The sequence below is a fragment of the Cryptosporangium sp. NPDC048952 genome (genome assembly GCF_043197895.1).
Taxonomy (GTDB): domain Bacteria; phylum Actinomycetota; class Actinomycetes; order Mycobacteriales; family Cryptosporangiaceae; genus Cryptosporangium.
In genome coordinates this window covers 211573-231910 of the sequence record NZ_JBICTY010000008.1, presented here as the reverse complement: position 1 = coordinate 231910, position 20338 = coordinate 211573, and the positions used below count along the sequence as shown (strand labels likewise).

Sequence of the window (20338 nt, the reverse complement as noted above, 5' to 3'; positions counted from 1 at the left end):
CGACATATATCGCGTGCGGGTGAGACTGTCGATTCGGCTCGAGTCCGTTCGTGTAGTCGGCATCCACTAAACAATCGGAGGCCACCATGCCGCAGTACCTGCTCAGCGTGTACCAGCCCGAGGGCACCCCGCCGGAGCCCGACGCTCTCGCGGCGATCATGGAGCGCGTCGCGAAGAACGAACAGGAGATGAAGGACGCCGGCGTGTGGCTGTTCTCCGGTGGGCTCGAGGCGCAGGAGACCGCCACAGTGGTCCGGGCGACCGGCGGGCTCCTGCCGAGCGGTTCGCTGGCCAACGACGACGTGCTGGTCACCGACGGCCCGTTCGTCGAGGCCAAGGAGTACCTCGGTGGCCTGACGATCATCGAGGTCGACGACCTGGACGAGGCCCTGCGCTGGGGCCGGCGGACCACGCTCGCGATCGGGCTGCCGATCGAGGTCCGGCCGTTCTACTGGGCGAAGTCCTGAACGAGATCGACGCGATCTTCCGCGCCGAGTACGGGCGCGCGGTGTCGGTGTTGGTCCGCGTCTGCGGCGACATCGACACCGCGGAGGAGTGCGTCCAGGACGCGTTCGCCTCCGCGGTGCGGCGCTGGCCGACCGACGGGATACCGCCGAGCCCGGCCGGCTGGCTCATCACGACCGCCCGCAACCGCGCGATCGACCGCGCCCGCCGGGAGAGCACCCGGGACGCCCGCCACGTGCAGGCGCTCCAACTGATGGACCCGACGCCGCCGGAGGAGGTGGGCCCCGTGCAGGACGACCGCCTGCGTCTCGTGTTCACCTGCTGCCACCCCGCGCTCGCCCCCGCCGCTCAGGTCGCGCTGACGCTGCGCCTGCTCGGCGGCCTGACCACCGCCGAGATCGCCCGGGCGTTCCTGGTGCCCGAGGCGACGATGGCCGCCCGCATCACCCGGGCGAAGAAGAAGATCACCGCCGCGCGGATCCCGTACCGCGTGCCGCGCGACGCCGACCTCCCCGACCGGCTCCGCGGTGTGCTCGCCGTCGTCTACCTCGTCTTCAACGAGGGGTACGCGGCCAGCGAGGGCGCGTCCCTGGTGCGGGCGGAGCTGTGCGCGGAGGCGATCCGGCTCGGCCGCCTGCTGGTCGAGCTCATGCCCGACGAGCCGGAGGCGCGCGGTCTGCTCGCGCTGATGGTGCTGGCGGAGTCGCGGCGGGAGGCGCGGGTCGCCGCCGACGGCTCGTTGCTGCCGCTGACCGCGCAGGACCGCACGCGCTGGGATGCCACGCTGGTCGACGAGGGCCGGGCGCTGGTGCGGCAGTGCCTGCGCCGCGGACAGCCCGGTCCGTACCAGGTGCAGGCCGCGATCAGCGCTGCGCACACCGACGGACCACCTCCGGACTGGAGCCAGATCCGCCAGCTCTACGACCTGCTGATGACGATGACGCCGACGCCGGTCGTCGCGCTCAACCGGGCGGTGGCGATCGCGGAGCTGGAGGGGCCGTCGGCCGCATTGGCACTGGTCGACGAACTGCCGCTGGAGAACTACTACCTGTTCCACGCAGTCCGCGCCGACCTCCTGCACCGCCTCGACCGCACGTCCGACTCGGTCGCCGCGTACGAGGCAGCCGCCGAACTCACCGCGAACGAGGCGGAGAAGGCGTTCCTCTACCAGCGCGCCCGCGTGGCCAGGCCCAACGCGTAGGACTGCCACCAGATGCCGGCCTTCGGCGCGCCGGTGCGGCACGCCCCGTCGGACAGCCCGATCGTCTTGATCCACAGCGACGCGTCGAGCAACGGATCCCCCGTCGACGTCGTGGGCCGGGACCCCAGCGCACGGCCCGGCGGGTTGCACCAGCTCTGCGTCCCGCTCCACGGCCCGTTGCCGTTGCGACTGACGTCGATCACGAAGTGGGCATTGTCCGCGCGGAGCGAGATGTCGCGGCCGTACGCGACCTCGTCCGCCGTCGCACGGAAGTTCGCGACGTTGAGCGCGAACCCTGCGGCGCGGTCGACACCGGCCTGCTCCAGGCGGGCAGCCATCGTCTCGGCCGACTTGAACGCGCTGTGGCCCGCGTCGATGTACACCGCGATACCGGACGTGTTCGTCAGCCGCGTGACCGCGTAGCGCAGCAACGCCAGCCGGGCCGCCTGCCGGGAGGTGGTGAGGCAATCCAGGTGGGGCAGGGCGTCGGGCTCGAGGACCGCGACGACCTTCCCACCGGCGAGCCCGGCCGCGACCTGGTCGATCCACGCGCGGTACGCGGTGTCGCTCTTCGCCCCGCCGGCCGAGTAGCCGTGGCAATCGCGGAACGGGATGTTGTAGAGCACGACCGGCAACAGCTTGTTGGTCTTCTTCGCAGCCTTGACCAGCGTCGTCGCCTGCGAACGCGCTTTCGCCGGCGTGAGCCAGTCGCCGAACCAGACCGCCTGCGGCTGGTTGGCGATCTTGCCGAGCAACGAGCGGGTGCGGGTCTGCGAACGCGGTGCCTTGGCCAGCGCGACGGCTGCCGCACTCCCCGGGGCGGTGTAGAGCGCCCGCGCGCGGACGATCGTCTGCTGGGTCTCCGGGCTCGCACCGGCCGCGGCCACCGTGAGCGGACTGCCCGGCGCGGAGAGCGTCTCCTCCAGCCGCGCGTTGGTTCGTTCGCCCGCGGTGAGGGTGGCGAGACCGAACGCCGTCGCGGCGAGGATCGCCACGCCACTGTGTCGTCCGGCGAGCGTCCGCATGCGTGGAACATCGGTCCGACGCGCGAGTTCCTGACGGTTTTTGCTCTGGTGCGGGACGGGAGCGGTCGGCGCGAACCAGTGACGCTCGGGCCCGCGAGGCCGACTCGAACGGTGCACCGCCCCTCCCGTTCCTGGAGCCAACCCGATGACCAATCCCGGCACCGAGCCGACGCCCTCCCCGCTGACCGATGCTGTGCCCGCTCCGGCGTTCCACGTGGAACCGGGGGCGGAGGCGCCGGTGTCCCCGGCGGTCTCGCTTCCGCATCCCGCGCCGGCGATGGCGGGTGCGTGGAGCCGCGGCGCGGCCACGATCCCCGACTCCTACGGCGCGCACGCCGCTCCTCCGAGCTTCGACTCCCCCGGTTACGGCTACGACTACTCGTCCGCTCCGGCCTGGCCGTCCATCGACGGTCCCAAAGCCTGGCCGGTCGCGGTCTTCACGATGTTCTTCGGCATCTTCGGCGCGATCTCCGCTGCCCGCCGGTCGAGCGACGCCCGCGCGCTGGGACTACCCGGCGGCCGCTACTGGGGTGTCTTCGCCGGCACTCTGGTCGCGAGTTTCGCGGTCTGGACGCTGATCCTCGGCATCGTCATCGCGGTGACCGTCCCGCTCTACCTGAACGCGACCTCGACCGTCATGACCACCACCGAACTCGAGCAGCAGCTGACGTCGACCACGTCCGCCGACGGGACGGTCACGGGCGCGACCTGCATCGAAGACACCGTCGACCCGCTCGGCGTCGGGACGTACGCGTGCCTGGTGCGCTTCGACGACGGCGCCGACCTCCCCTACCGCATTACCGTGAGCAACGACGGGAGCTGGGCGGCGTCCGCGACCGACTGACCCCTCTGCCGGCTCGGCGCGGCGGGTCAGACCGAGATTTCCTGCGCTTCGGCCTTGGCGGCGATGTCGGTGCGGTACTGGGCGCCGTCGAAGCTGATCGAGTCGAGCTTCGTGTACGCGGCGGCCCGGGCCTCGGGGAGGTCGGCGCCGACCGCGGTGACCGACAGGACACGGCCCCCGCTGGTGACCAGCTCACCGGCGTCGTTGCGCGCGGTGGCCGCGTGCAGCACCCCCGGCTGGTCGGCGCCGGTGATGACGTCCCCGGTACGCGGGGTGCCCGGGTACCCGGCCGACGCCATGACCACGGTGATCGCCGACCCCTCGCGCCACGTCAGCGGCGCGTGCGCGGCCAGCGCACCGGTAGCCGCGGCGTGCAGCAGCCCGGACAGCGGCGTCTCCAGCATCGCCAGCACGACCTGCGTCTCCGGATCACCGAAGCGCGCGTTGAACTCGATGACCCGCGGCCCGCGCGACGTGATGGCCAGCCCGACGTACAGAACGCCGACGAACGGCGTGCCGCGGCTCGCGAGGTCCTTGAGCGTCGGGTGGACCACAGCCCGCATGACCTCGTCGACGCACCCGCCGGGCAGCCAGCTCAGCGGCGTGTACGCACCCATGCCGCCGGTATTGGGACCTTCGTCGCCGTCACCGAGACGCTTGAAGTCCTGCGCCGGCAGCAGCGGCACCGCGGTGACCCCGTCGGTGATGACGAACAGCGACACCTCGGGGCCATCGAGGAACTCCTCGATCACGACGCGGCCACAGTCGGCCGCGTGGGCCAGCGCGACGGCCCGGTCGTCGGTGACGACGACACCCTTGCCGGCAGCCAGCCCGTCGGCCTTGACGACGTAGGGCGCGCCAAACAAGTCGAGCGCGGCCTCCACCTGCGGACCGTCGTCGCAGGTGCGGGACTCGGCGGTGGGCACGCGGGCCGCACTCATCACGGCCTTGGCGAACGACTTCGAACCCTCGATCCGCGCGGCCGCGGCGTCGGGGCCGAACACCGGGATGCCTTCTTCGCGCACCATGTCGGCCACGCCGGCCATCAGCGGCGCCTCCGGCCCGATGATCACCAGTTCCGCGTCGACCTGCCGGGCGAGCGCCGCGACGGCGTACGGGTCGGTCGGCTTGACCGGCTCGATCTGGGCGACCGCCGCGATCCCGGCGTTGCCCGGGGCGCAGACGAGAAGCTCGACAGACGGGTCTGCGGCCAGTGCCGTACACAAAGCGTGTTCACGGGCACCGGATCCGATAACGAGGACGCGCACGGCGACGAGCCTAGTGGCGTGGTCAGTCGCCCGATGCCCCGCCCGGCCCTCCTGTGGACAACCGGACGAGCGAGGCAGCCGATCGACGGCGAGTAACCCTCCGTTGAGCGGACGGGGCGACGAGCGGCGGAGCGCTGCGCCACAGCCGCCACCCGGCGAGCGTCAGTATCGGGATCGTCAACAGGTCCGCGCTGGTCAGGCCGTGCTCACTGTCGAGCGTCCACAGCACGTGGCCCTCCATCGGGCCGTTCGCCAGGATCCAGACCACACCGAGAGCGGCCAGCGCGGACGCACAACGGCAGCTACCCCGTGCCGCGCCGATCGCCGTTCCGAGGGTGAGCGCGAGCACACACAGCGGTAGAGACACCTATTGAGTAGATCATGCCGATTGCAGATCAGTTGTACCTTTTCATTAACGCGTCGTTACCGGCCAACTACGAGGGGTCAGCCACCAACGCGGCCGACCCCTCGTCGACCTAGCCGTTGTAGTGGCGGTCCACCAGCGTGAAGACCTCGTCGAGGATCGCCAGACCCTCCTTGGCCTCGCCCTCGCTGACGGTGCACGGAGGCACGACGTGCATTCGGTTCATGTTGACGAACGGGATCAGACCGCGGGACTTGGCCTCGGTGAGCAACTCGGCCATCGGCACGTTGTCAGCACCGGCGGCGTTGTAGGGCACCAGCGGTTCGTGGGTGGCGCGGTCACGCACCAGGTCCAGAGCCCAGAAGACGCCCAGACCCCGCACCTCGCCGATGACGGGGTGCCGCTCGGCCAGCTCGCGCAGGCCCGGTCCGATGACGTCCTCACCGATGTTCGCGGCGTGCTCGACGATGCCCTCGTCGGCCATCGCGTTGATCGTCGCCACCGCAGCCGCCGCGGCGAGCGGGTGACCGGAGTAGGTCAGCCCACCCGGGAACGGACGCTCGGCGAACGTCGCCGCGATCTCGTCCGAGATGATGACGCCACCCAGCGGCACGTAACCCGAGTTCACGCCCTTCGCGAACGTGATCAGGTCGGGCGCGACCCCCCAGTGGTCCACCGCGAACCACTCGCCGGCGCGACCGAATCCCGCCATCACCTCGTCGGCGACGAACACGATGCCGTACTTGTCGCACAGCTCGCGGACGCCGGCCAGGTACGCGCCCGGAGGCACCAGGATGCCGGCGGTACCGGGGATCGACTCCAGCACGATCGCCGCGATCGTCGACGGCCCCTCGAGCTGGATCGTGGCCTCGAGGTGCGCGAGCGCCCGGTCGTTTTCCTCCTCCTCGGTCGTCGACCAGAACGGCGACCGGTAGAGGTACGGCCCGAAGAAGTGGTGGACGTCGGTGGCGACGCCGTCGTTCGGCCACCGCCGCGGGTCACCGGTCATCTGGATCGCCGCGCCGGTGTTGCCGTGGTAGCTGCGGTAGGTCGTCAGGATCTTCCGACGTCCGGTGTGCAGTCGGGCCATCCGGACCGCGTTCTCGTTCGCGTCCGCACCGCCGTTGGTGAAGAAGACCTTGTTGAGGCCTTCCGGCGCGCGTTCGACGATCAACCGCGCCGCTTCGCTCCGGACGTCGTTCGCGAACGCCGGTGCCACGGTGCAGAGCTTTCCCGCCTGCTCCTGGATCGCGGCGACGACCTTCGGGTGCTGGTGCCCGATGTTCGTGAACACCAGTTGCGAGGTGAAGTCGAGGTACCGGGTTCCCTCTTCGTCCCAGACGTAGGACCCCAGGGCGCCGTCGATCACCATCGGCTTGATCAGCGACTGCGCCGACCAGGAGTGGAAGACGTGAGCGCGGTCGAGCTCGTAGGTTCTGCTCATTCGGAACTCCTACTTGTTCTGCGGGAAGCCAAGATCGACGCCGCGGTGTGACGGGTCGGGCCACCGCGTCGTCACGACCTTGCCACGCGTCCAGAACCGCACGCCTTCCGCGCCATACATGTGGACGTCACCGAAGAGCGAGTTCCGCCAGCCGCCGAACGAGTAGGTGGCCACCGGCACCGGGATCGGGACGTTGATACCCACCATGCCCACCTCGACGTCGAGCCCGAACTGCCGGGCCACACCGCCGTCGCAGGTGAAGAGCGCGACGCCGTTCGCGTACGGGTTGTCGTTGACGAGGTCGAGCGCCTCGTCGTAGGTCTCGACGCGGACGACCGACAACACCGGGCCGAAGATCTCGTCGGTGTAGATGGTCTGGTCTTTCTGCACGTGGTCGAAGAGCGTGGGGCCGACCCAGTAGCCGTCGCCCTCGATCTCCACGTTCCGCCCGTCGGCGACCAGGGTGGCGCCCGCTTCGGCCCCGGCATCGATGTAGCCGCGCACCTTGTCGCGGTGCTGGGCGGTGACGAGTGGGCCCATCTCGGAGTCCGGGCTGTCGCCGGGACCGACCTTCACGGCCGGGATCCTGGCTGCGACCTTCTCGACCAGTTCGTCGGCGATCGCACCGACCGCAACCACCACCGAGATCGCCATGCACCGCTCACCGGCCGCGCCGTACCCCGCGCTCACCGCCGCGTCGGCGGCCAGGTCGAGGTCGGCGTCCGGCAGCACGACCATGTGGTTCTTCGCCCCACCGAGCGCCTGCACCCGCTTGCCGTGCGCGGTCGCGGTCTCGTGGATGTACTTCGCGATCGGCGTCGATCCGACGAAGCTCACCGCGGCGACGTCCGGGTGGGTCAGCAGACCGTCGACGGCGACCTTGTCACCGTGCAGCACGTTGAAAACACCGTCGGGCAGCCCGGCCTCGGCCCACAGCTCGGCCAGCCGCACACCCGCCGACGGGTCCTTCTCACTCGGCTTGAGGATGAACGTGTTCCCGGCCGCGATCGCGATCGGCGACATCCACAGCGGCACCATGACCGGGAAGTTGAACGGCGTGATGCCGGCGACCACGCCCAGCGGCTGACGCACCGAGAACGAGTCGACGCCGGTGCTCACGTTCGGGGACTGGTCACCCTTGATGTGCTCGCCGATGCCGCACGCGAACTCGACGATCTCCAGGCCACGGGCGACCTCGCCCTTGGCATCCGGAACCGTCTTGCCGTGCTCGCGGCTGATGATGCGCGCCAGCTCGTCGGTGTTGCGGTCGAGCAGCTCGCGGAACGCGAACAGGATGCGGGTGCGCTGGGCGAGGCTGGACTTCTTCCAGGTCTTGAACGCTTCCTTCGCGGTGGCGACCGCGTCGTTCACGTCGTCCTGCGCGGCGAACGCGACGGTCGCGATCTGCTCACCGGTGCTCGGGTCGAACACCGGCCCGGATTGCCGGCCTTCGGCGGGCTTGCCGCCGATCCAGTGCGGGACGGTGCGCATGAGAGCTCCTCGGGTCGGGGCCTCCACCGTCGCCCGGATCTGGACCACTCACAAGATCCAGTTCATGCTGTGGCGATGAGTCCAGTTGTCCTCGACCGGAGTTCCGGTGTGCCGCTGTACCGGCAGCTCCGGGCATCGTTGGAGCAGGACATCCTGGCCGGCCGGCTCGGGGCCGAGAGCCGGTTGCCGTCGTCGCGGGAGCTGGCGGCGTCGCTGGGCATCTCCCGGAACACGGTGGTCACCGCGTACCAGGAACTGATCGCCGAGGGGTACGTCACCCCGCTCGCGCGGTCCGGGCTGGCCGTCAACGCCGAGCTGCGCCAGGTCCTGCCTCCGGCAGAAAACCGCTTCGATTGGGACGCCCGACTCGCGCCGATCCTCGACGCTGACCTACCGATCTCCCACCGACCCCGGGACTGGCAGCGCTACCGCTATCCGTTCCTGAGCGGTCAGCCCTCCTCAGACCTGTTCCCGCAGCGGGCGTGGCAGCGGGCTCTGCGTGCCGCACTGGAGGGCGACTCGTTCTGGCCCAGCCTCTCCGACCTCGGCGACGCCGACGATCCGCTGCTGGTCGAGGCACTGTGCCGACACATCCTCCCGGCCCGGGGCATCGACGCCGACCCCTCCCAGGTGCTGGTAACGCTCGGCTCCCAGCAGGGGCACGCGCTGGTGGCCGGCGAGCTGCTCGGACCGGGGCGTCGGCTGGCCGTGGAGGTGCCCGGCTACCCGGACCTGTGGCACATCGCGGTGCGCACCGGGGCGTCGCTGATGGCGATCCCGGTGGACGGTGGCGGCATGGTGCCGGGTCCGGAACTGCTGTCGTGCGACGCCGTGGCCGTGACCCCCTCGCACCAGTACCCGACGAACGTGACGCTGACGGTGGGGCGTCGGCGGCAACTCCTGGACGCCTCCCCGGACCTGGTGATCGTCGAGGACGACTACGACGCGGAGTTCCGGTACGCCGGGAGCCCCACGCCGGCGCTGAAGGCCCTGGACCGGCGCGGCCAGGTCGTCTACCTCGGCAGCTTCTCGAAGTTCCTCGCCCCGGGCCTGCGCCTGGGGTTCCTGGTAGCCGACGCCAGGCTGGTCGCCGCACTGCGCGAGCGACGTCGGTTCCAGGTGCGGCACGCCCCCGGCCAGCAGCAGCGGGCGCTGGCCCTGCTGATCACGTCCGGGGACTACGCGCGGGCGCTGCGCCGGGCCCGGACGATCCTGCGCGACCGCTGGCGCCGAACGGTGGCCGCGGTGGAGACGCACCTGGGCTGGGGCCCGGCGTTCGGCGACACGTTCCCGGCGGGCGGAACGGCACTGTGGGTGGTGGGGCCCCCGGAGCTGAACAGCCGAGCTCTGGCCGCTGCGGCGAGAGGGCGAGGGGTGCTGATCGAGCCGAGCGACACCTACCACCTGGGCGCCGAGCGACAGCGAAACGCCATCCGCCTGGGCTTCGCCAGCGTCCCGACCGACCTGATCGAACCAGGCCTGGCGGCGCTCGCGGCAGCATGGTCCGTGAGGCGCGACGGTCACGGCTCTTCTCGCTCGGGCCGGTCAGTTCTATCCGAACCAGCTCGACAAGGCAGTCGACATCGCGATGGGAAATCGCGGCCTCAAGTGGCGCGGTGAGATTCTCGCCGCAGCGAAGGACGTCCGGGGTGGTGCGCACTCGGTGCTCGAGCGCTACTTCCTGGTGATGGATGTCCTGCCGCAGGTACGCGGCAGGACATCCATCACCGGGAGTACAAGACCACGATCGAACTCGACGGTCGGGCGGTACACCAGACCGTTCTGGCCGCTTGGCGCGACAGACGACGTGATGTCGACGCGGCGATGCGCGGCGAAATCACCATCCGATTCGGCTGGGACGACGTCCGCTACCAGCCGTGCGAAGTGGCTGCGCGGACTGCCGCCGTACTCTCCACCCGCGGGTGGACCGGCATCCCGGCCGCTTGCGGACCGACCTGCCCCGTGAGGCCTGCACACCTTGGTGGGCTATGACCCCCCAAAACGTGCAGCGCTCAGCGCTGCACCGGGCGGCCCAAACACCGGGGATCGGTGGGCTCGCGTACCGACCGGCTCGGCGCCAGCCAACTCAGCATTGCCCGCTCCACCTGCCACCCGTACACGGCCACCGCGCTGTACGGCGGATCCAGCGGGTCGGGGCACAAGACCTGGCTGATCACCGCGGTGTTCGGCACGAACGCGACCTTGCCGCCGGTCTCCAGCAGCGTCGTCGAGCGGTCGTCGACGGTGATCACCTGCCCGCGCACCACCGTGACGTCGGAGCCCCCGACGACGTCATCGTCGGGTGTCGAAGGAAGCCCTGCCGTGTCGCGCTTCAACTCCAGGGCCACCGATGGCAGCACCGGCGCTTGGACGAAGATCGCGGCCACCAGGATCGGGCCGATCGCCAGCCCCGCCATCGCCACCCAGTGCGTCACGAGCATCGAGACCGGCGCTGGTACCGGCCCGGTGAGGAACGGTAGCGCCAGCACCGGCGCGATCAGCAGGAACGCGGTCTCGGGCTCGGCTACCCGCAGCGCGTCGATCGCCGCCGGACCGAACAGCAACAGGCCGAGGATCGAGAGCGTCACCGGCACCGCGATGCACGCGATCATCACCAGCTGCGGGTAGTCCTCGTATCTCAGCCGCACGTCGAGCGCGAAGATCACGACCAGCAACAGGACGAGCGTCGGCAAGAAACGCAGTTGCCAGGTGACAGCGGCCACCGCGAACGCGGACAGCACCACCCATCCCGGTGTCCGCCCCGCGGTTCGGGCCAGCCACGACCGACCCGCGTCGATCGAGCTGACCAGCAACAGCCCACCCAGCGCACGCCCGACCAGGATGAACACCGGCGGCGCCCAGATCAGCGTGATCAGCAGCGAGCCGATCAGGCCCAGCGGGCTGACGTTCTGGACCAGCAGCAACATCGTCTGCAGGTCCTGCCGGCTCAGGTACCACAGGCGCAGCACGAGCAGGAGCAGCGGGAACGCCGGGAGCGCGGTGAGCACCCACTGCTGGTCACGGCCCCGGCGGCGGCGTCCCAGCAGAATCGGCTGTGGTCGCTCGGTCACGGCTCGGTCTCCCAGGGCCAGATGCGCACCCGCGGGCGGTCCACCTCGGGCTGCTGGGCCACCGCGACCTGCTGCGGCATCGCGTCGGCCTGCTCGGTGCGCAGGTGGTCGTCGTACGCGGTCTCCCAGCGGCGGTCCGTGGGCTCGGTGTACGAGCGGTACAGCGAGAGGTCGACGAGCGTCTGCAGTGCCTTGTTACGGCCGACGTTGATGCCGTAGAGCTCGCTGCCCTCGGCGCCGATGTCGTGGATCGTGAACTTGCCGGGGTTCACGTGCACGAAGCCGGCCAGGATCGCGGCGTCGGTGGAGACCGCCTCGTACGCGCCGGCCTCCAGGCCCTTCACGCACTCGCTGATCTTGTTCTTGCCGACGGGCTGCACGCCGGCGGCCCGCAGGTTCTGCGCGGACGTCGTCGTGTTCAGCGTGCAGACCTTCGAACCGGCCAGGTCGGAGAGCGCCTCGTACTTCTTCGTGGTCTTGCGCGTCAGCACCGACTGCTCGGTGCGCAGGTACGGCGCGGAGAACATCACGTCCGGGTCGTCGATGCGTGCCTTCGTGATGCTGAACGTGGCGACGACGAGGTCGACCGTCACGATCTTGTTCGTCTTGACGTCGAGCGCCTGGCGGCGGGCCCGGTCCTCGCTCTCGATCGTGAGGAACCGCACGTCGTCGGGGGCGAAACCGAGGTCGGCGGCGACCATGTACGCGACCTCGACGTCGAAGCCGCGGTAGACGCCGTCCTGGCGCAGGCTCATGCCCGGCTGGTCGTCCTTGACGCCGATCAGCAGCTGCCGCTTGTCCAGCAGCCCGGCTTCGCGGCGCAGATCCTCCTCGGACGGTGGTCCGAGACCCGCGATGGTGACCGTCGCGACGACCACCGCGCCCACCAGCAGAATGACGACGACGCAGAGCCGCACGATCCGAGCCGCGAGGCTCAGGCCGTCGAACTTGGACAGCGTTCGGCCACCGGAAGCCCACCTCGGGGGCAGGCGGGGCGGTAACCCGGTGGTGGGCGGCGCCGTCGGTGGTTCCTCGCTCTCCGGAGGAGTCTCCTCGTCCGCCATCGTCACCCCCCTCTCCGGTCCGATCCCGTACCGCCGTTATAGCGGCACCACGCACGGTACGCAGACCCGGGCACTCGTACTCACGCGCGAGGAGCGCGGAGCGGGGGGCCGTCCACAAATTTCAGTACTGGCCGGCGCCGGGCCGACGCACGATCGCCGCGAGCCCGTCGGCGAAATCGAGGTTCTCTTCGGGCCCTTCCGCCGAACGGTCCTCGGTGATCACCTCGATGCGCCCACCCGACGCGGCCAGCGCCCGGATGAACGCCGCGTCGGCGCGGTCCCGCTCGGCCGTCACGCCGTATCCGGCCAGGATGTCCTCATTGAGCGCCACCTGCAGCGGCTCTGGTCCGACGGCCAGCGTCAGGTCGGAGGTCGGGTCATCGACGATCACGAGCGTGTCGATCATGCCCTCCCGGAATCGACGTCGAGACTGGAGTGATCCGCGCGTGAACCCGTCTCCGTCGACACGGCCACGTCGGACACCCTCGGCGGCAACGAGGCCTTCAGCAGCGATACCGCCCGCACGTCACCGGCCAGCACCACCAGCCGCGCCCGAATGGTGTCGGCCACCCGGGTCACCTCCTGGGCCACCGCGGCCGCGTTGTGCTCCCACGCGACCTCGACCGCGTGCTGGTACCGCAGCGCCGACCAACCGCCGCCGGGCACCTTGTGCAGGGGGTGCTGGTCGGGGCCGACCACGGAGTCGGCGAACAGCTGCTCCCCGGGCGCGGCCCACGCCGAGACGTCGGCCCCGGGCCGGTCGGCCGCGACGACCACATACGGCAGCGGCTCCGGGTACTGGGCCAGACGGTGACGAACGGACCTCGCTGGGTCGCCAGTTCGGACAGGAACTCCAGCTCCACCCTGATCTCCTCCTCAGGCGTCGGGAATCACCCCGAGTGCCCGAGGAGGAGTGCAGCAAACAGTCAGATCAGGTCGCGGACGACCACGTTCTGCTCGCGGCCCGGACCCACGCCGATGACGCTGATCTGCGTGCCGGACAGCTCCTCCAGCCGCGACACGTACGCCTGGGCGTTCTTCGGCAGGTCAGCGAACGTCCGGATCTCGGACAGGTCCTCCCACCAACCGTCCATGTACTCGTAGATCGGCGTCGCGTGGTGCAGGTCGGTCTGGGTCATCGGCATGTCGTCCATGCGCTCGCCGTCCACGTCGTAGGCGACGCAGATCGGCACCCGGTCGAGCCCGGACAACACGTCGAGCTTCGTCAGGAAGATGTCGGTGAGGCCGTTGACCCGGGTCGCGTACCGCGAGATCACCGCGTCGAACCAGCCCGTGCGCCGGTTGCGCCCGGTGGTGACACCGATCTCCCCGCCGACCTTGCGCAGCCGCTCGCCGTACTCGTCGAGCAGCTCGGTCGGGAACGGACCCGAGCCCACGCGGGTGGTGTACGCCTTGAGAATGCCGATCACCTTCGTGATCCGCGTCGGCCCGATTCCACTGCCCGCGCACGCTCCGCCTGCGGTCGGGTTCGACGACGTCACGAACGGATAAGTGCCGTGGTCGACGTCGAGCAGCGTGCCCTGCGAGCCTTCCAGCAGGATCGTCTCGCCGCGCTCCAGCGCCTTGTTGAGCAGCAGGCGGGTGTCAGCGATGTGGTCGGAGAGCCGCGCCGCGTAACCCAGGTACTCGTCGGCCACCGCTTCGGCGTCCAACGCCTTGCGGTTGTAGACCTTCGCCAGGATCTGGTTCTTCTCGGCGAGCACCGTGTCGAGCTTGCGGCGCAGGATGCCCGGGTCGAGCAGGTCCGCGACCCGGATGCCGATCCGGGCCAGCTTGTCGCCGTAGGCCGGGCCGATGCCCCGCCCGGTGGTGCCGATCCGCGCCTTGCCCAGGTAACGCTCGGTGACCTTATCCAGCGCCCGGTGGTGCGGCATGATCAGGTGCGCGTCGGCCGAGATCTTGAGGTTTTCGACGTTCACACCGCGCTCGATGAGCCCGTCCATCTCCCCGATGAGCACGGCCGGGTCCACGACGACGCCGTTGCCGATCACCGATGTGGTGTTGGGCGTCAGGATGCCCGACGGGATCAGGTGCAGGGCGTACTTCTCGCCGTCCGGAGTGATCACGGTGTGACCGGCGTTGTTGCCGCCCTGGTACCGGACTACCCACTGGACCGAACCGCCGAGAAGGTCGGTGGCTTTACCCTTACCTTCGTCGCCCCATTGGGCACCGACGAGCACGATCGCGGGCATACGGTCCTCCATCAACCCAGGAATGGATTACGTGTAAGGCTAACCAACGTGGACGTGCTGCTTCTCGCCCCGGGTCCCGGTGTCGCATCCCGGGTACCCGTGTTGGCCTGTCGTGATGCGCTGCGCAAGGGCGCGGACGTCGAGGTACTCGAGCTGGATTCGGACGCGGACGTCGATGCCGCGGTGAAACGCGCGTCGGTCGACGGCGCGCGCCTGGTGGTCGCCGGTGGCGACGGTCAGCTGCGTGCGGTGCTGCGCCGGATGGTGCGCCAGTCCCTGCCGCGCGGCGGCGAACGCCCCGCCGACCTGCCCAGCGACCGTACGGTGCCGGATCTTCCCGCCATCGGCGTCCTGCCCCTGGATGCTTCGGGCGACGTCGATCTGGCCGCGAAGTTGGACTTGCCGCGTGCCCCTGCGGACGTGGCCGCCGCGGTCCTGGACGGGAAGTCGCGCCGCGTCGACCTGCTGCGCCACGACGGCGGGTCGGTGACGCTGCACGGCGCGATCCTCGGCGGTGGTGACGAGGGCGGACGACCCGTGCCGTGGTTCGCCCGGATCGACGTCGACGACACGCTGCTGACCGACGGCACCGAACCCCTGCTGGCCTGCGCGGTCGCCAACGCCGACGGGTACGGGTCGCTGGCCGGACTGCCGCTGGTCGTGCACGCGGATCCGGCGGACGGCGTCCTGGAGGTGGGGCTGGCGTTGCCGGCGGCACCGTCGCGTGGGCTGTTCGGACGCAAGCGCGCCCACGGTGAGGTCGAGGTTCGGCGGGCGCGTGGGCGCGCGGCGCAATTCACTCTCGTCGACTCATCCGATGGGGTTCCGGTGGCCGATGACGGGGTCGCCGGCACCGTAAGTAAGAAAAGGACCTGGTGGATGGAGCGCGACGCCTGGGGTGTCTACATCCGCTAACCGGAGTTATCGACCTTCGGTGGGTACCGGCAGTATGGATACTGGGCGTAGTTCGCACCGGGTCCTGACCAAGCAGTGCTCCGGCCAGAAAACGTTGGGGGTTCGAACCGTGCAAGGCACCGGCCAGAGCAACGGTGAGGCCAACGGGCGTCCCGAGACCGAGGTTTCCGGGGAGCCGTCCGCGATCGGATGGCCGTCGACCGAGTCGTCCGATACGCCGGTCAACGGCACGCCGGCGGCTGCCCATCTGCAGAGCGGGTCCGGGTGGGTCGAGAGCAGCACCGGCACGAACGGGGTCGTCCGGCTCGACGAGACGCCCGAGGTGCCGGCGCAGCCCGGACCTGACGGGTTGGCGTCTGCTGCGCCGGAGGTGCCGCAGTGGCCCACGGCTGACAGCCCGGTTTCGAGTTCGGCGCCGGTGATCGATCCGAATGCGCCTACCGTGCCCGGGGTTGCGTCCGGTGAGCAGTGGCAGCCGCCGTCGGCGCAGGGGTGGCCCGGGGCTGATGGTGCGGCCGATCAGCAGTGGCCCGTCGATCAGGCGGCCCAGACGCCGTGGCCGATGCAGGCTTCCGAGCAGACGCCGTGGCCGGGGCAGGGTGAGCAGTGGCTTCGGCAGGGTGAGCAGTGGCCGGCGCAGGGGCAGTCGGAGTGGCCGGGGGCTGAGCAGCAGTGGCCCCCGCAGCAGCCTTCTCAGCCGCCTGGTCAGCAGCCGCCGGGGCAGCAGTGGCCGGCGCAGGACTCGGCCGCGCAGCAGTGGCCGGCGCAGGACTCGGCCGCGCAGCAGTGGCCGGCTCAGCCGGAGCCGGGTCAGCCGGGACAGGGTCAGCCGGGACAGGGTCAGCAGCCGGGGTGGCCGGCGCCGGAGCAGCAGTGGCCGGCGCAGGGTGGGTGGCCCGCCCAGCAGCAGTGGCCTGCGCAGGAGCAGCAGTGGCCCGGCCAGGAGGGGCAGTGGCAGCAGCCGTGGCCGGGGTCTGAGCAGCAGCAATGGCCCCAGCAGGAGCAGCCCCCCGCCCAGCAGTGGCCGCCACCGGAGCAGCCGCCTGCCCAGCAGTGGCCGCCGCCCGAGCAGCAGCAGTGGCCGGCGCAGAACCAGCAGCAGTGGCCCGCCCAACAGCCGCCCCAGCAATGGCCCCCGCAGGAGCCCGCCGCCCAACAATGGCCTCCGCAGGACCAGCCGGCGCCCCAGCCATGGCCGCCCCAGGACCAGCAGCCGGTCTTCGACCAGCCCGTCTCCGGTCAGCCGATCTACAACCAGCCCGTCTCGGGCCAGCCGACCCCGGCCCAGCCGATCTTCGACCAGCCCGTGTCCGGGCAGCCCGGCTTCGACCAGCCCGTGTCCGGGCAGCCCGGCTTCGACCAGCCCGTGTCCGGGCAGCCGATCGCGGGCCAGCCCGACTTCGGGCAGCCCGTTTCGGGGCAGCCCGGCGCAGGGCAGGGGGCATTCGGGCAGCCTGGGCAGGGGGAGGCTGATCCGTTGACGGCGGCGCAGTGGCCGCCGGCGGGTCCCGCCGAGCAGGCGCCGCCCCCGAGCTACCCGGGCGTACCGCAGCCCGCCCCTCACGACCTGCAACGCCCGCCGGACCACTACGCCTACCGACCGGCCCCGGACGCTGCCGCCGAACGTCAACCGCAGCCGGAACAGCAACCACGCACCCAGCCGCACCCCGGCTGGCAGGGCAATACGAACCAGCGCTTCGACCAACCCGCAGTGCCCCCCACGGCAGAGGAGTTCGCCGCCCGGCGGGCACACCGCCCCCGCCCCCCGGAGCCGACGATGGGCGTGCCGGCGCTGATCCGGCGGGTCACCTTCGGCACGGTCAGCCCTGCACTCTCGAAGCGCGAGATCGACTTCCGCGACGCCGTCGCGAAGGTCCGACGCAACTTCGGCGGTCTCCGCCAGGTGACCGTCGTCAACCCCAAGGGCGGCGCCGGCAAGACGGTCGCGGTGCTGATGACCGCGATGACCTTCGGCCAGAACCGCGGCGGATACGTCCTGGCCTGGGACAACAACGAAACCCAGGGCACCCTGGGCATGCGCTCCCAGCAGGACTACCACGTGCACACAGTGCGCGACGTCCTCCGCGCGCTGCCGGGCTTCCAGCACAGCGGCAAGGTCGGCGACCTGACGCCGTTCGTCCGGTCCCAGGGCGAGGCGATGTTCGACGTGCTCGCGTCGGACGAATCCGCCACCGCCGGTGAGATGCTCACCGCGAAGGCGTTCGTCGACATCCGCGAGGTCGTCAGCCGCTTCTACAAGCTGATCGTCGTCGACACCGGCAACAACGTCCGCGCCGAGAACTGGCAGGCGGCGATCGACGCCACCGACCAGCTCGTCATCACGATGTCCGCACGTGGCGACTCGGCCGAGACCGCGGCGCGCATGCTCGACCACCTCGACCAGACCGGTCGGCACGAGCTGGTGCGGCGGGCGGTCAGCGTGGTCGCGATGCCGGCGAACCGCAAGGACGTCGACCTGGAGGCGATCCAGCGGCACTTCGCGGCACGCACCCGCTCGGTGCTGCTCGCGCCGTACGAGCGGCTGCTCGACTCGGGTGAGCCGATCCGTTACGGCGAACTGTCGTCGCGCACCCGCAACGCCTGGCTACGCATCGCCGCCGCGATCGCGGAGGGACTGTGACGCTTTCGCCTCGAGGCCGGTAAGGATCACGTCGAGGCCGAACTCGAAACGCTCGTCGCCACCACCGGAGGTGAGCGTCCGGGCCATGCCGGCGATGTTCGGGAAGCGATCGGGCGGTAGCGAGGCGAAGTAGTCCCCCAAGCCCTCGAAGTACCGTGCGCTACCGGACTGGTCGCCGTACGTCGCGGCGTAGAGGTTGCCCTCGTAAGCGTCCGCGGTGATGTAGTCGAACAGCAGCGGGCCTGCCCAGGCGACCAACCGATCGGGTAGGCCGATCTCGCGGAACACGCCGTAGACGTGGTCGGCGAGGCGCAACGCGTGGGCGCCGGTCGGGACCTTGCCCCAGAGCGCTTTGGCGATGTCCCGGTGGCGCTGCAGCGCATCCCGGGTGGCGTAGGCGAGCCGGATGAAGTCCTCGCGCCAGTTGCCACTCGGCTCCGGGATGGCCACCTCGGCGAACACCCGGTCGAGAACGGCGTCGACCAGTTCGTCTTTGTTCTGGACGTGCGCGTACAGCGAGGCCGCACCGGTGCCGAGCTCCTGGGCGACCCGCCGCATGCTCATGCCATCAACGCCGTCGGCATCCAGCACGATCATCGCGGCATCGACGATCTGGTCGTAGCTGAGTGCGCGCCGGGCCGGAGTGGGCTTTCTGCGCTCTCGCCAGGGCGGAACCGGCATCTCGTCCAACAGGGCTCCTTCGTTGATCTTCCGAACACGGTACTTGACACGAACGGTGTTCGGCTTTAGAACGGTGTTCGTTGACGAACACCGTTCGTCAAGTCGAACGCCGTTCGGAAGGAGCCTCCAATGGACACCGACTACCGCGCGGGCGGCCGCCTGGCCTGGTTAGCGCTGGCCATAGTTCTGGTCGCCGAAGTCATGGACCTGCTCGACACCACGATCGTCGGTGTCGCCTCGCCAGCCATCCGGGACGACCTGGGTGGCACCTACTCGACGATCCAATGGATCGCGGCCGGCTACACGCTCGCGTTCGCGGTCGGGCTGATCACCGCTGCCCGGCTCGGCGACCTCTACGGCCGGAAGCGGCTGTTCGTCATCGGCGTCGCCGGGTTCACGCTCGCCTCTGCCGCCTGCGCGCTAGCCACGACACCCGGAATGCTGATCGGGTTCCGGATCGTCCAGGGCGTGTTCGCCGCACTCCTGATCCCCCAGGGCTTCGGGCTGATCCGAGCCGCGTTCCCGCCCGAGCAGCTCGGCAAGGCGTTCGCGCTGTTCGGTCCGGTAATGGGACTGTCGGCGGTGGCCGGGCCGGTGCTCGGCGGCGCGCTGGTCGACGCAGACCTGTTCGGCACCGGCTGGCGGATGATCTTCCTGATCAACGTGCCGCTGGGGGTGATCGCGCTGATCGGGGCGGTGAAACTGCTCCGCGAGGACCGCTCGCGGGACGTCGGCGGGCTCGACCCGATCGGTGCGGGGCTCGCGACAGCCGGCGCGTTCCTGCTGGTCTACCCGCTGGTTCAGGGCAATGAGCTCGACTGGCCGGCGTGGATCTTCGGGTGCCTGGCGCTCGGCGTGCTGCTGTTCGTCGCACTCGGCTGGCACCTGGTCCGGCGTTCCCGGTCGGGGCGCACGCCGCTGGTGATGCCGAGCCTGTTCCGCAAGCGCAGTTTCAGCAGCGCGCTCGTCGTCGGAGTGCTGTTCTTCGCCGGGATGAGCGGGCTGATGCTGGCGCTCACCCTTTACCTGCAGATCGGTCTGGGATACAGCGCACTGCGCGCCGGTCTGACGTTCGGCCCGTGGCCGCTCGGCATCGCGGTCGGCGCGGGAATCGCGATGGGCGTGCTGGTGCCGAAGTTCGGCCGGTACGTGATCATCGGGTCCGCGCTGGTCATGGCCGCCGGCATCGCCGGGGTGTGGCTCACGCTGGAGCTGGTCGGCTCGTCGGTGAGCAGCCTCGACTTCGCACCCGCACTGTTCGTGTCCGGCATCGGCATGGGGGGCGTCATCGCGCCGTTCTTCGACATCGCCCTGGGGGACGTCGACGACGACGAGGTGGGCTCGGCCAGTGGGCTGCTCAACGCGATCCAGCAGCTGGGCGGCGCACTCGGGGTGGCGGTGCTGACCACGGTGTTCGTGTCGCTGCTCGGAGACGGGCGCCCGACTCCCGGCATCTACACCGGAGCGGCCCAGAAACTGCTTCTGATCGACGTCGGGCTGCTGATCGTACTGGCCGGGCTGTCGTTCCTGTTGCCGCCGAAAGCTCGACCGGAGTCCGCGGTGCCCGGTGATTCAGCTGCTGACGACAATGCCGCTGCCCGGGCGTCGACAAATGCATGAAGGCGGGCGCCGGTGAAGGCGCCCGCCGTAA

The 20338-nt window shown here is 70.3% G+C and carries 17 protein-coding genes and 1 pseudogene; 7 read left to right on the top strand and 11 right to left on the bottom strand.

Annotation, left to right across the window (positions count from 1 at the left end; all coding sequences use genetic code 11):
• Nucleotides 1-86 precede the first annotated feature (86 nt).
• Both ACGFY5_RS37925 and ACGFY5_RS37920 read left to right on the top strand, forming a co-directional pair.
• A complete protein-coding gene (locus tag ACGFY5_RS37925; protein WP_392728408.1) occupies nucleotides 87-467 on the top strand; it encodes a YciI family protein in 381 nt (126 codons plus the stop codon).
• Complete coding sequence (locus tag ACGFY5_RS37920; protein ID WP_392729074.1) at nucleotides 452-1666, top strand: RNA polymerase sigma factor; 1215 nt, start codon at nucleotides 452-454, stop codon at nucleotides 1664-1666. The genes ACGFY5_RS37925 and ACGFY5_RS37920 overlap by 16 nt, the downstream gene beginning before the upstream one ends.
• Here the strand turns inward: ACGFY5_RS37920 and ACGFY5_RS37915 are convergent.
• The gene (locus ACGFY5_RS37915; protein ID WP_392728405.1) at nucleotides 1630-2691 is read right to left on the bottom strand and encodes a glycoside hydrolase family 6 protein; all 1062 of its coding nucleotides are present in this window, start codon (nucleotides 2689-2691) and stop codon (nucleotides 1630-1632) included. The genes ACGFY5_RS37920 and ACGFY5_RS37915 overlap by 37 nt on opposite strands.
• 145 nt (nucleotides 2692-2836) lie before the next feature.
• Here ACGFY5_RS37915 and ACGFY5_RS37910 point away from each other — a divergent pair, with 145 nt between their 5' ends.
• Nucleotides 2837-3535: a hypothetical protein gene (locus tag ACGFY5_RS37910; protein ID WP_392728402.1), complete on the top strand. Its 699-nt coding sequence runs from the start codon at nucleotides 2837-2839 to the stop codon at nucleotides 3533-3535.
• Between the two features lie 26 nt (nucleotides 3536-3561).
• On the opposite strand, the gene purD is transcribed toward ACGFY5_RS37910, so the two are convergent.
• The 4 genes from purD to ACGFY5_RS37890 form a co-directional block, all read right to left on the bottom strand.
• Nucleotides 3562-4803 (bottom strand): phosphoribosylamine--glycine ligase, encoded by a 1242-nt coding sequence (purD, locus tag ACGFY5_RS37905; protein WP_392728399.1) that lies wholly within the window; start codon nucleotides 4801-4803, stop codon nucleotides 3562-3564.
• A gap of 22 nt (nucleotides 4804-4825) precedes the next feature.
• Nucleotides 4826-5170 (bottom strand): hypothetical protein, encoded by a 345-nt coding sequence (locus ACGFY5_RS37900; RefSeq protein ID WP_392728396.1) that lies wholly within the window; start codon nucleotides 5168-5170, stop codon nucleotides 4826-4828.
• 109 nt (nucleotides 5171-5279) lie between these two features.
• Nucleotides 5280-6611, bottom strand: coding sequence for an aspartate aminotransferase family protein (locus ACGFY5_RS37895; protein WP_392728393.1), 1332 nt, complete (start codon nucleotides 6609-6611; stop codon nucleotides 5280-5282).
• 9 nt (nucleotides 6612-6620) lie between these two features.
• Nucleotides 6621-8102, bottom strand: coding sequence for a CoA-acylating methylmalonate-semialdehyde dehydrogenase (locus tag ACGFY5_RS37890; protein WP_392728390.1), 1482 nt, complete (start codon nucleotides 8100-8102; stop codon nucleotides 6621-6623).
• A 75-nt stretch (nucleotides 8103-8177) separates the two neighbouring features.
• On the opposite strand from ACGFY5_RS37890, the gene ACGFY5_RS37885 reads away from it, so the two are divergent.
• The gene (locus ACGFY5_RS37885) at nucleotides 8178-9722 is read left to right on the top strand and encodes a PLP-dependent aminotransferase family protein (RefSeq protein ID WP_392728387.1); all 1545 of its coding nucleotides are present in this window, start codon (nucleotides 8178-8180) and stop codon (nucleotides 9720-9722) included.
• 392 nt (nucleotides 9723-10114) lie between these two features.
• Here the strand turns inward: ACGFY5_RS37885 and ACGFY5_RS37880 are convergent, their stop codons facing one another.
• The 5 genes from ACGFY5_RS37880 to ACGFY5_RS37860 form a co-directional block, all read right to left on the bottom strand.
• A complete protein-coding gene (locus ACGFY5_RS37880) occupies nucleotides 10115-11173 on the bottom strand; it encodes a hypothetical protein (protein ID WP_392728384.1) in 1059 nt (352 codons plus the stop codon).
• Nucleotides 11170-12237, bottom strand: coding sequence for a transporter substrate-binding domain-containing protein (locus tag ACGFY5_RS37875; protein WP_392728381.1), 1068 nt, complete (start codon nucleotides 12235-12237; stop codon nucleotides 11170-11172). Before ACGFY5_RS37875 ends, ACGFY5_RS37880 begins: the two co-directional genes overlap by 4 nt.
• A gap of 121 nt (nucleotides 12238-12358) precedes the next feature.
• Entirely contained in the window at nucleotides 12359-12643 is a 285-nt protein-coding gene (locus tag ACGFY5_RS37870; RefSeq protein WP_392728378.1) for a hypothetical protein, read from the bottom strand.
• Nucleotides 12640-13023 carry a Vms1/Ankzf1 family peptidyl-tRNA hydrolase gene (locus ACGFY5_RS37865; RefSeq protein WP_392729072.1) on the bottom strand — a complete coding sequence of 128 codons (384 nt, stop codon included), beginning with the start codon at nucleotides 13021-13023 and terminating at the stop codon, nucleotides 12640-12642. The genes ACGFY5_RS37870 and ACGFY5_RS37865 overlap by 4 nt, the downstream gene beginning before the upstream one ends.
• A gap of 140 nt (nucleotides 13024-13163) precedes the next feature.
• The gene (locus tag ACGFY5_RS37860) at nucleotides 13164-14450 is read right to left on the bottom strand and encodes an adenylosuccinate synthase (protein WP_392728375.1); all 1287 of its coding nucleotides are present in this window, start codon (nucleotides 14448-14450) and stop codon (nucleotides 13164-13166) included.
• Nucleotides 14451-14498: 48 nt separating this feature from the next.
• Between ACGFY5_RS37860 and ACGFY5_RS37855 the strand changes: the two genes are divergently transcribed.
• Both ACGFY5_RS37855 and ACGFY5_RS37850 read left to right on the top strand, forming a co-directional pair.
• Nucleotides 14499-15365, top strand: a complete 867-nt coding sequence (locus ACGFY5_RS37855) for a diacylglycerol/lipid kinase family protein (protein WP_392728372.1) — start codon at nucleotides 14499-14501, stop codon at nucleotides 15363-15365.
• Nucleotides 15366-16743: 1378 nt separating this feature from the next.
• A pseudogene (locus ACGFY5_RS37850) lies at nucleotides 16744-18006 on the top strand (chromosome partitioning protein); the annotation flags it as partial.
• Here the strand turns inward: ACGFY5_RS37850 and ACGFY5_RS37845 are convergent.
• Entirely contained in the window at nucleotides 17971-18687 is a 717-nt protein-coding gene (locus ACGFY5_RS37845; RefSeq protein WP_392729071.1) for a TetR/AcrR family transcriptional regulator, read from the bottom strand. The pseudogene ACGFY5_RS37850 and the gene ACGFY5_RS37845 sit on opposite strands and share 36 nt — an antisense overlap.
• Before the next feature lie 129 nt (nucleotides 18688-18816).
• On the opposite strand from ACGFY5_RS37845, the gene ACGFY5_RS37840 reads away from it, so the two are divergent.
• Nucleotides 18817-20307: an MFS transporter gene (locus ACGFY5_RS37840; protein WP_392728369.1), complete on the top strand. Its 1491-nt coding sequence runs from the start codon at nucleotides 18817-18819 to the stop codon at nucleotides 20305-20307.
• Nucleotides 20308-20338: the final 31 nt, after the last annotated feature.

Coding starts and splice junctions, on each gene's coding strand:
- ACGFY5_RS37925 (WP_392728408.1), top strand. CDS start 87: ATGCCGCAGTACCTGCTCAGCGTGTACCAGCCCGAGGGCACCCCGCCG.
- ACGFY5_RS37915 (WP_392728405.1), bottom strand. CDS start 2,691: ATGCGGACGCTCGCCGGACGACACAGTGGCGTGGCGATCCTCGCCGCG.
- ACGFY5_RS37910 (WP_392728402.1), top strand. CDS start 2,837: ATGACCAATCCCGGCACCGAGCCGACGCCCTCCCCGCTGACCGATGCT.
- ACGFY5_RS37895 (WP_392728393.1), bottom strand. CDS start 6,611: ATGAGCAGAACCTACGAGCTCGACCGCGCTCACGTCTTCCACTCCTGG.
- ACGFY5_RS37890 (WP_392728390.1), bottom strand. CDS start 8,102: ATGCGCACCGTCCCGCACTGGATCGGCGGCAAGCCCGCCGAAGGCCGG.
- ACGFY5_RS37885 (WP_392728387.1), top strand. CDS start 8,178: ATGAGTCCAGTTGTCCTCGACCGGAGTTCCGGTGTGCCGCTGTACCGG.
- ACGFY5_RS37875 (WP_392728381.1), bottom strand. CDS start 12,237: ATGGCGGACGAGGAGACTCCTCCGGAGAGCGAGGAACCACCGACGGCG.
- ACGFY5_RS37870 (WP_392728378.1), bottom strand. CDS start 12,643: ATGATCGACACGCTCGTGATCGTCGATGACCCGACCTCCGACCTGACG.
- ACGFY5_RS37860 (WP_392728375.1), bottom strand. CDS start 14,450: ATGCCCGCGATCGTGCTCGTCGGTGCCCAATGGGGCGACGAAGGTAAG.
- ACGFY5_RS37845 (WP_392729071.1), bottom strand. CDS start 18,687: ATGCCGGTTCCGCCCTGGCGAGAGCGCAGAAAGCCCACTCCGGCCCGG.
- ACGFY5_RS37840 (WP_392728369.1), top strand. CDS start 18,817: ATGGACACCGACTACCGCGCGGGCGGCCGCCTGGCCTGGTTAGCGCTG.